The sequence below is a fragment of the Frateuria sp. sgz306004 genome (genome assembly GCF_057750885.1).
Genome location: NZ_JBYLFE010000002.1, coordinates 407,792 through 421,913, shown reverse-complemented (window position 1 = coordinate 421,913; position 14,122 = coordinate 407,792). Strand labels below are relative to the sequence as shown.

Here is a 14,122-nt window from a genome sequence, read left to right as displayed (position 1 = left end):
GCGGGAGTACTGGCCCGCCCGGAGGCGCCCTCCGGTGCTTAGCCGCTACAATAGGCGGATGCTTATCACGCTCAATGGCAGCCCCCGCGACTGCGCCCCCGCCACGACCGTCGCCCACTTGTTGCAGGAAGCCGGTTACGGCGCCCGCCGCGTCGCCGTGGAAGTGAACCACGAGATCGTCCCCCGCAGCCGGCACGAGCACCACGAGCTGGCCGAGGGCGACCAGGTCGAAATCGTCCACGCCATCGGCGGCGGCTGATCGCCGACGTCCCCTTTCCCGCGCGGCCCCGGCCCCGCACGCAGCCCAAGACACGACGATGAACACCAAGACGTTCGACTCCGCCGATCCGCTGGTCATTGCTGGCAAGAGCTATGGCTCGCGCCTGCTCACCGGCACCGGCAAGTACAAGGATTTCGACGAAACCCGCCGCGCCACGCAGGCTGCCGGCGCCGAGATCGTCACGCTGGCGATCCGCCGCGTGAACATCGGCCAGGACGCCAGTCAGCCCAACCTGCTGGACGCCCTGCCGCCCGATGAGTTCACCCTGCTGCCCAACACCGCCGGCTGCTACAACGCGGTGGACGCCGTACGCACCTGCAAGCTGGCGCGCGAGCTGCTGGATGGTCACAAGCTGGTGAAGCTGGAGGTGCTGGGCGACCAGCGCACCCTCTTCCCGGATGTGGTCGAAACGCTCAAGGCCGCGGAAGCGCTGGTGGCCGACGGTTTCGACGTGATGGTCTACACCAGCGACGACCCGATCCTGGCCAAGCGCCTGGAAGAGATCGGTTGCGTGGCGGTGATGCCGCTGGCCGCGCCCATCGGCTCGGGGCTGGGCATCCAGAATCGCTACAACCTGCTGGAAATCATCGAGAACGCCAAGGTGCCGATCATCGTCGATGCCGGCGTGGGTACGGCCTCCGATGCCGCCATTGCGATGGAGCTGGGCTGCGACGGCGTGCTGATGAACACGGCCATCGCCGGCGCCAAGGATCCGGTGCTGATGGCGCATGCGATGAAGCTGGCGATCCAGGCGGGTCGTGCGGCCTTCAAGGCGGGCCGTATTCCGCGCAAGCGCTTCGCGTCCGCTTCCAGCCCGATCGACGGCACCATCGGCTGATCGCCGCCTGCCCGGCCAGGGCAGGCGCTGTTCGACCCACCCTTCCCGCCACGGCGGGGAGGGCTTTGTCTTTGTCCACGGAACCACCCATGACGCACGACCACGACGACGCCAGCAAGCCCGAATACATGCGCCGCATCCGCAGCTTCGTGCTGCGCGAAGGCCGCATGACGCCGGCCCAGCAGCGCGCGTTCGACGAGCACTGGGCTCGCTTCGGCATTGACTACACCGGCAACGCCCAGGATCTCGCCGCGCGCTTCGGCCGCCAGGCGCCGGTCGTGCTGGAAATCGGCTTCGGCAACGGCGAGGCGTTGGCCTGGGCCAGCGAGCACGACCTGGCGCGCGACTTTGTCGGCGTGGAAGTGCACGGCCCGGGCGTGGGCCGCCTGATGAATGCCCTGGCGGCCCGCGACGCCGCCAACGTGCGCCTGTACAAGCACGATGCGGTGGAAGTGCTGGAGAACGAGATTCCCGCCGGCTCGCTGGCCGAGGCGCGCATCTGGTTCCCCGACCCCTGGCACAAGAAGCGCCACAACAAGCGCCGCATCATCCAGCCGGAGTTCGTCGCCCTGCTGGCCTCGCGCATGGCGCCCAACGGCCTGCTGCACCTGGCCACCGACTGGCAGCCCTACGCCGAACACATGCTCGAAGTGATGGAAGCGGCGCCCGACTGGCGCAACGATCTCGGCCCGGGTCAGTACGCGGAAAAGCCCGAGTGGCGCATCGAAACCCACTTCGAGCGCCGCGGCCTCAAGCTGGGTCACGGCGTGTGGGATCTGCTCTACCGCAAAGCCTGAAGGTAAGCCCTCTCCCAGCAAGCTAGGGAGAGAGCCCACCCGCACGGGCCGTGACGACGCTGATGCGTGCGCATAAAGCACGCATCAGCGCATTTCAAAAGCACGCAACGCGATACGCAACCGCATGGCGTCGACACTCGCAGGTTGATGCCACATCGCGCAGTGCGGACTCGGTTCACCAGCAGGCCGCATCACGCGCTTATACTCACGTCTCAAACAGGGACGAGTCGTCGCAGCGTGATGTTCCCACTGCCTAAAGTCAGCCGTCGCCAGGACGCCCTCATCGGGGGCGCACCGTAGTGGGTCTCGCCCTCACCCCCGAAATGATCCTGGTGCTGGGGCTGGTGGGCTTCACCATGCTGATGCTGGTGCTGGAGTGGATCCGCGCCGACATGGTGGCGTTGCTGGTGGTGGTGGTGATCGGCCTCACCGGCCTCATCCCCTCCGAGCGCGTGTTCAACGGCTTTGCCGGTAACGCGGTCATCGCCATCATCGCCATCATGATCATGGGCGCGGGACTGGATCGCGCCGGCGTACTCAGCCTTACCGCCAACTTCGTGATGCGCATGGCACGTGGCGTGGAGTCACGCCTGGGCGTCGTCATCAACCTGGTCACCAGCCTGTTTAGCGCGGTGATTCCAAGCCAGGCGTTGGCCGCGCTGATGATTCCCGTCACCAGTCGATTGGCCGCGCGCACCGGTGTGCCCATCTCGCGCCTGCTGCTGCCGATGGCGTTCTGCATTCTCACCGCCACCAACACCACGCTGATCGCCAACTCGCCGCTGATCGTGCTGAACGACCTGGTGGCGAGCGCCAACGCCAACCTGCCGGCCGGTGCGCACACCATCCCGAAGTTCGGCCTGTTCAGCGTGACGCCGGTGGGCCTGGTGCTGGCCCTGGCCGGTGTCGGCTTCTTCTATTTCTTCGGCGCCAAGCTGCTGCCCGAGCGCGAGGACGAACGCCTCAAGGTGACCCCGGGTCGCACGGAGAGCTACTTTGCCGACACCTACGGCATCGTCGGCGAAACCGCCGAGCTCACCGTCACCGCGGAAAGCCCACTGGTGGGCATGAGCATCGGCGAGGTCGAGCAGCTCTACGGCGCGCCGCTGATCCTCGCCATCAAGAGCGGCAACGACGCGCGCATGGCGCCGCCGGCGGATCACGTGATCTGGGTAGGCTCGGTGCTGGGCGTACTGGGGCCGCGCGATCAGCTCAACCAGTTCGCCAACAACCAGCTATGCAAGCTGAGCCCGCGCATGCGCCAGCTCGGCGAGTTGTTCAATCCGTCACGCGCAGGCATTTCCGAAGCAGTGATCCCACCCAGTTCGCGCTTTCTCAAGCAGAACGTGGGCGACCTGCGCTTGCGCAAGCGCTACGGCATCTCGGTGCTGGCCGTGAATCGCGGCGACCAGGTGTATCGCGACGACGTGCGCTCAGTGAGTTTGCGCGCAGGCGACACCTTGGTGCTGCACTCGAACTGGCGCGACCTGAGCTTGGCCACCGAGGACAAGGACTTGGTGGTGGTCACCGATATCCCCAAGGAAGAACAGCGCCCCGGCAAGATCTGGCAGGCTGTGGGCTTCTTCCTGTTGGCCAAGTGTCTGGCGCTGTTTACCCACCTTGACCTGTCCGTCGCCATGATGACCGGCGCCATCGGCATGCTGCTCACTGGCGTGCTGAACATGGACGAGGCGTACAAGGCGATCAACTGGAAGACCATCTTCGTCACCGCCTGCCTGATTCCGCTGGGCTGGTCGATGGACGCCACCGGCGCCGCGGCATGGCTGGCGCAGGGCGTGCTGCAACACCTGGGCCACACCTCGCACTGGGTGCTGCAGCTGGCGCTGGCCGTGCTCACGCTGATGTTTTCGCAGGTGATGTCCAACGTGGGCGCCACCGTGATGATGGTGCCCATCGCCATCAGCGTGGCGGTCGCCACCGGTGGCAATCCATCGGCGTACGCGCTGATCGTGGCGGTGTCCTCGTCCAACACCTTCCTGCTCAGCTCGGGCCATCCGGCCCTGATGATGGTGGCCGGCCCCGGCGGCTATCGCGGCAAGGATTTCCTGCGCGTGGGCCTGCCACTCACTGGCATGGTGCTGGTGCTCACCCTGGTCGCGATCAACCTGATGTATCGCTGATCGCCTCTTAGAATCGAGGCTGACAGTGCCAGCGCCAAGCGCTCGCGACCATCTCCGAGAGTTCGCCGTACATGGGTTGCCAGCCCAGTTCGCGCCGCGCCTTATCACTGGAAGCCACCAGCACCGCCGGATCGCCAGCACGGCGTGGCGCCATGGTGTGAGGGACCGCACGACCGGTAACCCGCTCCGCCGCGGCCAGCACCTCGCGCACGGAATAGCCTCGGCCGCTGCCGAGATTGAAGGCATGCGCGCCCGCGTGCTGGTCGAGATAGCCCAGGGCCAACAGATGCGCCCGCGCCAGATCCTCGACGTGCACGTAATCGCGTACGCAGGTGCCGTCCAGGGTGGGGTAGTCGTCACCGAACACCTTGAGCGCAGGGCCGGTGCCCAGCACCGCGCGAAGCATGTTCGGGATCAAATGCGTTTCCGGATGGTGCGACTCACCCAGCGAGCCATCGCTGCTCGCGCCCGCCGCGTTGAAATAGCGCAACGCCGCCGAGCGCAAGCCATACGCCGTGGCCGCATCGGCCAGCACGCGCTCCACCATCAGCTTGCTCGCCCCATACGGGTTGATGGGCGCCTTGGGATGTTCCTCGTCGATCAGCGCGCTTTGTGGCTGCCCGTACACCGACGCCGTGGAGGAAAACACCAGGCGCTGCACACCATGCCGCTGCATGGCCTCCAGCAGGTGCAGCGTGCCGGTGACATTGTTCTGGTAATAGGCATAGGGCGCCGTCATCGACTCGCCCACGACCGATAGCGCACAGAAATGCATGACCGCATCGAAGCGACGTCCGGCGAACGCCCGTTCGAGCGCGGCCTTATCGAGCAGGTCCGCTTCGATCAGCTCGCCCCACTGCACCGCCTCGCGATGCCCGGTGCTGAGGTTGTCGAGCACGGTCACCTGCACGCCCTGTCGGGCAAGGTGGCGCGCCATATGGCTGCCGATGTAGCCGGCACCGCCGCACAACAGCACGTTCATGCGCACGCCTCGCCTGCGAGGCCCGTTCGCCTATGCATGGTGGTCACCCTTCCCCTGTTCGCGCCGCATGGATGCGGCAGCACGCTACATCATCGCGACCTGTCAGTCGTCGAGCCAGACCGCACCATCGGCCACGCGCACATTCACCGTACGCAGGTGTTCACCGCGACAGGGTCCACCCACGCACAGGCCATCGCTGTCGTTGAAGGTGGCACCGTGGGCGGCGCAGATCAGCAGGTTGTCCTTGATGAGGAACTTGCCGGGGGCCCAGTCCAGCCGGCGCCCGGCATGGGGGCAGATGTTCAGGTAGGCGTGCACGGCATCATCGCGCCGCAGCACGATCACGCTTTCCTCGCCGTCGCGCAGCGCGGCGTCCACGGCAATCGCGCCGCCATCGGGAATATCGTCCAGCCGGCAAAGCGCCTGCTCGGGGGTTGCTGTATCCATCGGCACTTGCCTCTTTGGCCCGAAGGCCCCATCGTTACGCACGTAAGTCGTTGATTTTACCACACGGATTTTTAACACATGCGTTTTTCGCTGCCTTTCCCGCGTCGTTCCCGCCATCCGCTGGTACGTGCCCTGTCGCTCCTGGTGGGCCTGGCCGTGGTGGGCGTGCTGATGGTGTTCGGACTGGTCGTGGCCGGCGTACTGCTGGTCGGCGGCGCGCTTGTGTTCGGTCTGCGCCAATGGTCGCGTAAGCGCGGCGCCGTGTCTCCTGCCGCGCAGCGGGCGCACCAGCCCGAGGTGATCGAGGGCGAATTCGTGGTGCTGCAGCAGACCCGTCACGCCGCGCGCTGACGCGGCTGCACCGGCCGCTCCAGGCCGGCCCGGCGCACGACGCAAGAACCGGATGGTGAGGGCCACCTGATCCGCCTAGGCTGTATCCATCGCCTTACGGATGCCGACATGAACGCGCGCCTTGCCACCGATGCCGCCCTGGAACGCGTCCGCCTGCTGGTGGAGCGTTCGGAAGAGTCCCCTACCCTGCAAGCCCTGGCCGAGGCCGCCCAGCTCAGCGCCAGCCATTTGCAGCGCGCATTTCGCCGCCGCTATGGCATGAGCCCGGCCGAGTATCACCGCGCCCGGCGCTTCGGGCAGCTCAAGAGCGCCCTGCGCAAAGGCGCGCCGGTAACCGATGCCGTGTACGACGCGGGCTTCGGCTCCGGCAGCCGCGTCTACGAGCACAGCGACCGCCTGCTGGGGATGACCCCGGCCAGCTACCGCGCGGGCGGCGCCGGCGCCGATATCCGCTACACCACCACCGACACGCCACTGGGCAGGCTGCTGGTTGCCACCACCAGCCGTGGGATCTGCGCCGTCACGCTCGGTGCGGATGACGAGGAGCTGGAGGCCCGCCTGGTCGAGGAGTTTCCACGCGCCACGCACCAGCGCGTGGACGCAGGTCGCGAGGAGTGGCTGGACGCGGTGATCGCCCGCATCGCCCACGACCTGGGCTGGAGCCAGACCGACGCGCCGGAGCTGCCACCACTGGACGTGGCGGCCACCGCCTTCCAGTGGCGCGTGTGGGACGCGCTAACGCGCATTCCCAGCGGCCAGACGCTCAGCTATGGCGAACTGGCGGCCGAGCTGGGCATGCCCAAGGCTGCGCGAGCCATTGGCCGTGCCTGCGGCAGCAACCGGCTGGCGCTGATCGTGCCGTGCCACCGCATCGTCCGTGAGGATGGATCACTCGGTGGCTGGCGCTGGGGCGTGGAACGCAAACGCGCGCTGCTGGACAGCGAGCAGCGTGGCCGGCCCCTGACAACCCAGCCCGCCCGCGCGATCGCCTGACACCCGGGATGGCTTGAGCCCGTCTCAACGCTGCCTTGCAGAAGCCTCGCTTCTGCCACTGGCGGGGCCGGATTAAGGTTGCTTGACCTGTAAACTACGCCAAGCATCCACCCCGCGATGCCTCCCCACGTAAATGCCATGACCGATACCGCCACGACGCCCGCCGCTGCCGCGGCGCCCACTGCCTTTGCCGACAGCCGCGTGATGGTGCCGCTGGCGCTGCTGGTGCTTTATGTCGTGTGGGGCTCGACCTATCTGGGCATTCGCTACGCGCTGGAGAGCTATCCGCCGTTCCTGCTGGCCGGCATCCGCTTCCTTGGCGCGGGCGTGGCCCTGTTCGCGTTTCTGCGCCTGCGCGGCGTCGCCCTGCCCACGCCGCGCCAATGGCGCAACGCCGCGATCACCGGCGTGTTGCTGCTGGGCTTTGGCAACGGGCTGGTGTGCTTTGCCGAAGAACGTGTGAGCTCGGGCATCGCCGCCGTGGCGGTGGCCAGCATGCCGTTGTTCGCCGCGTTGTTCTCGGGCATGTATGGGGAGTGGCCGTCGCGTCGCGAAACCGTGGGCCTGGTGATCGGCTTTGTCGGCGTGATCGTGCTCAACCTGGGCAGCGGCCTGTCAGGCTCGCGCATTGGTGCGCTGGCCTTGCTGGTGGCGGCGATGAGCTGGGCCTTTGGCGCGGTATGGAGCCGTCGCCAGGACATGCCCAGCGGCCCCATGAACACCGCCGCGCAAATGTTGTGCGCGAGCGTGGCCATCCTCACCGTTGGCTTTGTCAGTGGCGAGCACTTGCCCGCCCACCCCACGGTGCGCGCCACCGCGGCGCTGCTTTACCTCGCCGTGTTCGGCTCCATCGTCGCCTTCAGTGCGTTCCTGTATGTGCTCAAGCATGCCCGGCCCGCGCTGGCCACCAGCTACGCCTATGTGAACCCACCGGTAGCCGTGCTGTTTGGCGTGCTGCTGGCCGGCGAGACCGTGGGGCCATATGACCTGGCCGGCATGGCGATCATCCTGCTGGGCGTGGGTGCGATCACTCTGGCACGCCAGCGCCGGCCATCGCGCTAAGCGCGCGTCACACGCCAACCAAGCATACGACCTTGGTCGGCTTGCCTGGCGATGCGGGGCGAGCGGACCATCGCGCGATATCTTGGTCGAAGGAGTGCCCAATGAGCACAGCAGGTGAAGGATGGATGGCTCGCGCGGCCTTGCGTAGCGCCGCGTGGTCGGAACGCTGGTTCCCCGACGCCTGGGTGTTCGCCGCGCTGGGCGTGGTGATCGTGGCTGTGGCCGCGTTGGCCTTCGGCGCCACGCCAGCGGTGACCATGAACGCCTTCGGCGACGGCTTCTGGAGCCTGATTCCCTTCACCATGCAGATGGCCTTTGTGGTGATTGGTGGCTACGTGGTGGCTACCGCACCGGTGGTGGCGCGCTTTATCGATCTGCTGGCGCGGGTGCCGCGCTCGGGGCGTGGCGCAATCTGCTATGTGGGCCTGGTGAGCATGCTGACGTCGCTGCTTTCATGGGGCTTCTCGCTGGTCTTCGGCGGCTTGCTGGTGCGCGCGCTCGCGCGGCGCGAGGAGCTGCGCATGGACTATCGCGCAGCGGGCGCCGCGGCGTATCTGGGGCTGGGCGCGGTATGGGCGATGGGTCTTTCATCCTCCGCCGCCCAATTGCAGGCCAACCCCAAGAGCATGCCGCCGGGCCTGCTCACCATCACCGGTGTGCTGCCTTTCAGCGAAACCATTTTTCTCTGGCAGTCGATTGCGCTCACCGCGATCCTGATCGCCGTGTCGCTGCTGATGTGCTGGTTCACGGCGCCCTCCGGCGCTAATGCCCGTACCGCGCAGGACTTCGGCATCACCGACACCGCCACCCCAGCCCTGCCGCCTCGCCAACGGCCCGGCGAGTGGCTGGAATACAGCCCGCTGCTCTCCCTGCTCATCGGCCTGCTGGGATTGGGTTGGCTGGGTTATGAGTTCGCCACCAAACCGGCGGTAACGGCGATCGCCAACCTCAACACGTACAACTTCCTGTTCCTCACGCTCGGCCTGCTACTGCACTGGCGCCCGCGCAGCTTTCTCAACGCCGTATCGCGCGCCGTGCCGAGCACGGCCGGCGTGCTGATTCAGTTCCCGCTGTATGGCGGCATCGCCTCGCTGCTGACGCATGCACCCGGCTTCGCCGATGAAACCCTGGCGCATCGCCTGTCCGGCCTGTTCGTGCACATCGCCTCTACCGAGACGTTTTCGCTGGTGATGGGCGCGTACTCGGCCATCCTGGGCTTCTTCGTGCCCTCGGGCGGCGGCAAGTGGCTGGTGGAGGCGCCCTATGTGATGCAGGCGGCCAACGACTTGCATGTGCATCTGGGCTGGGCGGTGCAGGTGTACAACGCCGCCGAAGCGCTGCCCAACCTGATCAATCCGTTCTGGATGCTGCCGCTGCTCGGTGTGCTGGGCCTGAAGGCGCGCGATGTGGTGGGCTTCACCTTCATGCAGTTGCTGGTGCATCTGCCACTGGTGCTGGGGCTGTTGTGGGCGCTGGGCCTCACGCTCACCTATGTGCCGCCCGTGATGCCTTGATGGAACGAAGCGTGCGCCCGGGCGGGCGCACGCTTCTCCCCGCTTACAGCTCGCGCAAGGCGGTGGTCACCGGCAAGCGTGCCGCGCGCATCGCCGGAAACAGGCCGCCGATAAAGCCGATGGCGAGCGCCCATTTGAGCCCGGTCCACATCAGCTCCGGCGACACCTTGAGCTCGAAGCTGAGCTTGCCTACCGTACCGGCCGCGAGCGTGGATGCGCTGTAGCCGTTGAAGATCAACCAGGCCAGCACCCCGCCGAGCACGCCGCCGATCAGGGCCAGCAGCATGGTCTCCAGCATCACCGCCACCACCACCGGCAAGCCGCGAAAACCAATGGCGCGCAGCGTGGCGATTTCTCTCGCACGCGTCGCCACCGCCGCAAACATGGTGTTGAGCGCGCCGAACATGGCACCGATCGCCATGATCAGGCCCACCGTGATGCCGATGACGCGGATCACCTTGGTCATGCCCTCGGACTGCTTGCTGAAGTAGTCGAGCGTGGTGCTCACATCCACCTTGAGCTGCGGGTTGCCTTCCAGTTCGGCCTTGAAGGCGTCATAGGCCTTGGGGTCGGTGAGCTTGACCACCACCGAGGCGCGACTGCTGCCACGGCGATAAGTGTCGGCCACGACGCTGGCATCGCCCCACACTTCCGAATCCATGGCGTCGCCGGAGGAGAACACGCCGACCACGGTCCATTGCTGGCTGCCCAGGCGCACCGCATGCCCTGGCTCCAGGCCCGCGAACTCCTTGGCGGCACCCTTGCCGACGATCAACTCGCGCATGCCCGGCTGGAATGCGCGACCCTGCACGATCTTCACGTTGGGACGCACCGCCCAGGCCTGCTCGCTGACGCCGCGCAACTGCACGCTGCCTTCGTCATCTGGCTTGCCGCCACGCAGGGGCAGGTTGGCGGCAACCACCAGTTCAGGCGAGGCGATCGGCTGGCCCTTGGCATCCTTGGCAATGCCGGAGGCTTGCGGAATCAGCACGACGCTGTCGTGATCGAGCACCGACATCACTTCCGCGGCGGACGAGCCACGCAACACGATGGCGGTGTCCGCGCTGCCGGTCTTGCGCAGCGTTTCGGCATAACCCTCGCCCATCGCCAGCAATGCCACCAGCACACCGACCACGCCGGCGATGCCCACCACGATCACCGCGGAAGAGCCCAGGCGCTGGCGCAAGGTACTGATACCCACATTGGTGACCGACGCCGCCTGGCGGCCACGCCGCGTGAACAGCATCCAGGCGGCGAACAACACCGCCAGCACCAGCACACCCTGCCACGGCAGCGCGATCCACAACGCCAGGAAGGCCGCCACCAGCAACAGCAATGCAAGATTGATCAGGAAATTCATGGCGTGCTCCTCAGCGTCCGGCCAGGGCGTCGACGATGTTCAGGCGCATGGCGCGCAGTGCGGGCAAGGCACCCACCAGGAGACCGATCACGATCATCAGTGCCAAGCCACGCAGCCAGCTGGTGGAGTCCACCGCCGGTAGATTCAGCATGCCGCCGCTGCCCGCGCTCAAGATGGGCACGATGAGCGAAGCAAGAGCCAATCCGATCACACCGCCCAACAGCAGCAACAACACCGACTCGGCGAGCACGATGGCCAACACAGCGTGATTGGAGAACCCAATGGTCTTGAGCACCGCCAGCTCGCTGGTGCGCTCGCGCACTGCCTGCATCATGGTGTTGCCCGAAAGCAGCAGCAAGGTGAAGAACACCGCGCCCATGATCGAGCCCACGATAAGGCCGATATCGGCCAGCTGTTTCATCCAGTTGGCGGTCGCGGCCTGCTCGGTCTGCGTGCGTGTTTCGTGATCGGAGTTGGCCGATAGCGCATCGATGGCCTTGGCGACGCGATCGGCCTGGTTCACGTCGGTGACGCGAGTGACGTACCAGCCCACCTGCCCGCGATTGAACGGCGTGGTTTCGTCGAAGTACTTCCAGTGCAGCAGCAGCATCTGGTCGTAGAAGCCGCCGGCCTTCTTGTCCTTGGAGTGCATGATGCCGACGATGTCGAAACTCCAGTTCTTGCTGCCCTGGCGATTGGGGAAAATGGTGGACTGCAGCGGAATCTTGTCGCCCACCTTCCAGTTGAAGCGCTTGGCCAGCTTCTCGCCCACCAGCACGCCGGTGCGCGTGTCATCGAAGGCTTTGCGCTCGGCGGCGCTCACCTCGATCTCCGGATAGAGGTCGATGTAGTTGGGCTCCACCGCAAAGCTGAAAACCTGGTTGTGCGGGTCCTGGTAGGCGCCACCGAACCAGTTGGCGTAGGTCACCAACTTCACGCCGGGCACCTGCGCGATCTGCGCCTCCAGCGATTGCGGCAGGGTCTGGATGAAGGAGAGCTTGGAGCCGGTTTGCAGGCGCTGCGCACCATTGGCGCTCTGCCCGGCCTGATTGAACGAAGTGCGCACCGCATCGAGCATGCCAAACAGCAGGAACGCGGCGATGATCGACACCAAAGTGAGCACGGTACGGGCTTTGCGCCGGAACAGCGCCGCCCAGATGAGATGGAGATATTTCATCGCCGCCTCCTCACGCCACGGCCTGTTCGACCAGCGTGCCCTTGTCCAGATGCAGGGTGTGATTGGCGTACTCGGCCGCCTTGGGATCGTGGGTGACCATGACGATGGTCTTGCCGTGCTCGCGGTTGAGCACGCGCAGCAGGCCCAGCACTTCCTCGGCCGACTGGCGATCCAGGTCGCCGGTCGGCTCGTCGCACACCAGCAGGGTCGGGTCCGAAACGATCGCGCGGGCAATCGCCACGCGCTGCTGCTGACCACCGGACAGTTCGCTGGGCTTGTGCGAGGCGCGATCGTCCAGCCCCACCAGTTGCAGCGCAATGGCGGCGTTCTTGCGACGCTGCGCGGCCGACAGTTTGGTCAGCAGCAAGGGCAGCTCCACATTGCGCTGCGCCGACAACATCGGCATCAGGTTGTAGAACTGGAACACGAAGCCCACGTGCGAGGCGCGCCACTTGGCGAGTTCGCCGCCGCTGAGCTGGTCCAGCCGCTGGCCGGCCACGGTGATGCTGCCGCCGGTAGGCGTATCCAGACCGCCGATGAGGTTGAGCAAGGTGGTCTTGCCCGAGCCGGAAGGGCCCATCAAGGCCAGGAAATCGCCCTCGGCGATATCCAGGTTGATGTGGTGCAGCACTTCCACTTTCTGCTTGCCGCGCTGGTAGACCTTGGAAAGGTCGCGGGTTTCGATCAACGTGCCCATGCTTCGTGCTCCCCAATCATTGCCCGCGCACGGCACCATGCAGTGCGCCCGATCGTGCTCGGCGGCGATGGCCGCCTATTCCTTGGCCTTGCCCGCCGCATCCACCCGCATGCCGTCGTGCAATTCGGGTGGCGGCGATACCACGAGGGTGTCGCCTGCTTCCACGCCCGCCGGCAGCAGGCGCAGATCGCCCTGGCCACCGGCGGCAGGTGACACCGCGCGCTGATGGGCAGTATCCCCACTGACCAGGAACACCACCGTATGCCCCTCGCGCTCGACCAGCGTATTGGCCGGCACCAGCACGCCCTGCAACGGGGCCGTGCTGACGGCGGTGTTCTTCTGTTCGAGGAAGGACACGCGCACACCCATGTCGGGCACGATGCGGGCGTCCTTGTTCTCCAGCGCCACGCGCACCTTCACCGTCGCCTTGCCGCGATCGGCGGCGGGCACGATGGCAATGACGTGCGCGGGAATTTTCCAGTCGGGATAGGCGTCCAGTACAGCCTCGGCGGACATGCCGGGCTTGACGCGGCCGATGTAGGCCTCGTTGACGTCCACGTCCACTTCCAGCGAATCCATGTCCACCACGGTGCCGACGCCGGTGCGGGTGAACCCGCCGCCGGCGGAGAATGGCGAGACGATTTCGCCGATCTGCGCGTCCTTGGTGGTGATCACGCCATCGAACGGCGACCGGATCACGCAGTAGTCGAAATTCACCTGCGCCACCGCTACCTGGGCGTCGGCCGAGTCGGCCGTGCGCCGCTGCGACAGCAGTTGCGCTCGTGTGGCATCCACCAGGGTGCGTGCCTGCTCGGCGCTCTGCTGGGTCACCAGGCCGCGCTTGGCCAGTGCCTCGGCGCGCTCAGCGTCGCGTTCGTTCTGGGCGAGTTGCGCGCTGTATTGCGTGACCAGGGCATGCGCGGCGGCAGCCTGGGTACGCGCCGCCTCCAACGCCGCCTTGTATTGAGCATCATCCAGGCGCGCCACGATCTGGCCCTGCTTGACGTGATCGCCTTCCTCAATCAGCACCTGGGTCAAGGTGCCAGTAATCTGCGCCGACACGGTGGCCTGGCGCCGTGCGGTGACATAGCCCGTAGCCTGCAGCACGGCGCCCGCCGAGGCATTGGACGCGGCCGGCTGAGCCTGCGCGGTTTGCACCACCAGCGCACGCTGGCCGTGCAACCACCACGCACCCGCCCCCACCAGTAGCGCCGCGCCAAGCACCCCACCGACGATCCACGGCCAACGCCCTGGCCCACCGCCGTGCTCCTCGCGCAGATGCTTTTCGATGCGCAGTTCCTTCAGCAGATCCGCATTCGCCACAGACACTCCCTGCCGGCCCCAGCCGGTTTCCCAATGCCGCCAACGATGATGGAGCCCGCACCAACCGGACAGGGCGCAGCATCAGCCATCGGCGATGACAGCTGTCACCCAGGAATCGCGCAAGCCGGGCGGTTGTACTGCAAGCCGGTCTCAAAGAAAG

At 66.4% G+C, this 14,122-nt stretch carries 14 protein-coding genes; 8 read left to right on the top strand and 6 right to left on the bottom strand.

Going from position 1 to position 14,122, the window contains the following annotated elements:
* The first annotated feature begins 58 nt into the window (after window positions 1–58).
* The 4 genes from thiS to AC3G2C_RS05225 all read left to right on the top strand — a co-directional run bounded on the left by thiS (window position 59) and on the right by AC3G2C_RS05225 (window position 4,056).
* A complete protein-coding gene (gene thiS / locus AC3G2C_RS05240; protein WP_488383558.1) occupies window positions 59–259 on the top strand; it encodes a sulfur carrier protein ThiS in 201 nt (66 codons plus the stop codon).
* Between the two features lie 58 nt (window positions 260–317).
* Window positions 318–1,118 (top strand): thiazole synthase, encoded by an 801-nt coding sequence (locus AC3G2C_RS05235; protein WP_488383557.1) that lies wholly within the window; start codon window positions 318–320, stop codon window positions 1,116–1,118.
* Window positions 1,119–1,207: 89 nt separating this feature from the next.
* Entirely contained in the window at window positions 1,208–1,915 is a 708-nt protein-coding gene (trmB, locus tag AC3G2C_RS05230; protein ID WP_488383556.1) for a tRNA (guanosine(46)-N7)-methyltransferase TrmB, read from the top strand.
* A gap of 323 nt (window positions 1,916–2,238) precedes the next feature.
* The gene (locus tag AC3G2C_RS05225) at window positions 2,239–4,056 is read left to right on the top strand and encodes an SLC13 family permease (protein WP_488383766.1); all 1,818 of its coding nucleotides are present in this window, start codon (window positions 2,239–2,241) and stop codon (window positions 4,054–4,056) included.
* Window positions 4,057–4,063: 7 nt separating this feature from the next.
* Here the strand turns inward: AC3G2C_RS05225 and galE are convergent, their stop codons facing one another.
* Both galE and AC3G2C_RS05215 read right to left on the bottom strand, forming a co-directional pair.
* On the bottom strand, window positions 4,064–5,038 hold the full coding sequence (gene galE / locus AC3G2C_RS05220; protein ID WP_488383555.1) for a UDP-glucose 4-epimerase GalE: 975 nt from the start codon (window positions 5,036–5,038) through the stop codon (window positions 4,064–4,066).
* Window positions 5,039–5,140: 102 nt separating this feature from the next.
* Entirely contained in the window at window positions 5,141–5,485 is a 345-nt protein-coding gene (locus AC3G2C_RS05215; RefSeq protein WP_488383554.1) for a Rieske (2Fe-2S) protein, read from the bottom strand.
* A 78-nt stretch (window positions 5,486–5,563) separates the two neighbouring features.
* Here AC3G2C_RS05215 and AC3G2C_RS05210 point away from each other — a divergent pair, with 78 nt between their 5' ends.
* The 4 genes from AC3G2C_RS05210 to AC3G2C_RS05195 all read left to right on the top strand — a co-directional run bounded on the left by AC3G2C_RS05210 (window position 5,564) and on the right by AC3G2C_RS05195 (window position 9,405).
* Window positions 5,564–5,836, top strand: coding sequence for a hypothetical protein (locus AC3G2C_RS05210; protein WP_488383553.1), 273 nt, complete (start codon window positions 5,564–5,566; stop codon window positions 5,834–5,836).
* A 108-nt stretch (window positions 5,837–5,944) separates the two neighbouring features.
* Window positions 5,945–6,829 carry a methylated-DNA--[protein]-cysteine S-methyltransferase gene (locus AC3G2C_RS05205; RefSeq protein ID WP_488383552.1) on the top strand — a complete coding sequence of 295 codons (885 nt, stop codon included), beginning with the start codon at window positions 5,945–5,947 and terminating at the stop codon, window positions 6,827–6,829.
* 138 nt (window positions 6,830–6,967) lie between these two features.
* Window positions 6,968–7,891 carry a drug/metabolite exporter YedA gene (yedA, locus tag AC3G2C_RS05200; protein WP_488383551.1) on the top strand — a complete coding sequence of 308 codons (924 nt, stop codon included), beginning with the start codon at window positions 6,968–6,970 and terminating at the stop codon, window positions 7,889–7,891.
* 125 nt (window positions 7,892–8,016) lie between these two features.
* Entirely contained in the window at window positions 8,017–9,405 is a 1,389-nt protein-coding gene (locus AC3G2C_RS05195; protein WP_488383765.1) for a short-chain fatty acid transporter, read from the top strand.
* 43 nt (window positions 9,406–9,448) lie between these two features.
* Here AC3G2C_RS05195 and AC3G2C_RS05190 read toward each other — a convergent pair whose 3' ends face one another.
* The 4 genes from AC3G2C_RS05190 to AC3G2C_RS05175 all read right to left on the bottom strand — a co-directional run bounded on the left by AC3G2C_RS05190 (window position 9,449) and on the right by AC3G2C_RS05175 (window position 13,962).
* On the bottom strand, window positions 9,449–10,765 hold the full coding sequence (locus AC3G2C_RS05190; RefSeq protein WP_488383550.1) for an ABC transporter permease: 1,317 nt from the start codon (window positions 10,763–10,765) through the stop codon (window positions 9,449–9,451).
* A 10-nt stretch (window positions 10,766–10,775) separates the two neighbouring features.
* Window positions 10,776–11,942, bottom strand: coding sequence for an ABC transporter permease (locus AC3G2C_RS05185; protein WP_488383549.1), 1,167 nt, complete (start codon window positions 11,940–11,942; stop codon window positions 10,776–10,778).
* A 10-nt stretch (window positions 11,943–11,952) separates the two neighbouring features.
* Complete coding sequence (locus AC3G2C_RS05180) at window positions 11,953–12,639, bottom strand: ABC transporter ATP-binding protein (protein WP_488383548.1); 687 nt, start codon at window positions 12,637–12,639, stop codon at window positions 11,953–11,955.
* A 75-nt stretch (window positions 12,640–12,714) separates the two neighbouring features.
* Window positions 12,715–13,962, bottom strand: coding sequence for an efflux RND transporter periplasmic adaptor subunit (locus AC3G2C_RS05175; RefSeq protein WP_488383547.1), 1,248 nt, complete (start codon window positions 13,960–13,962; stop codon window positions 12,715–12,717).
* Window positions 13,963–14,122: the final 160 nt, after the last annotated feature.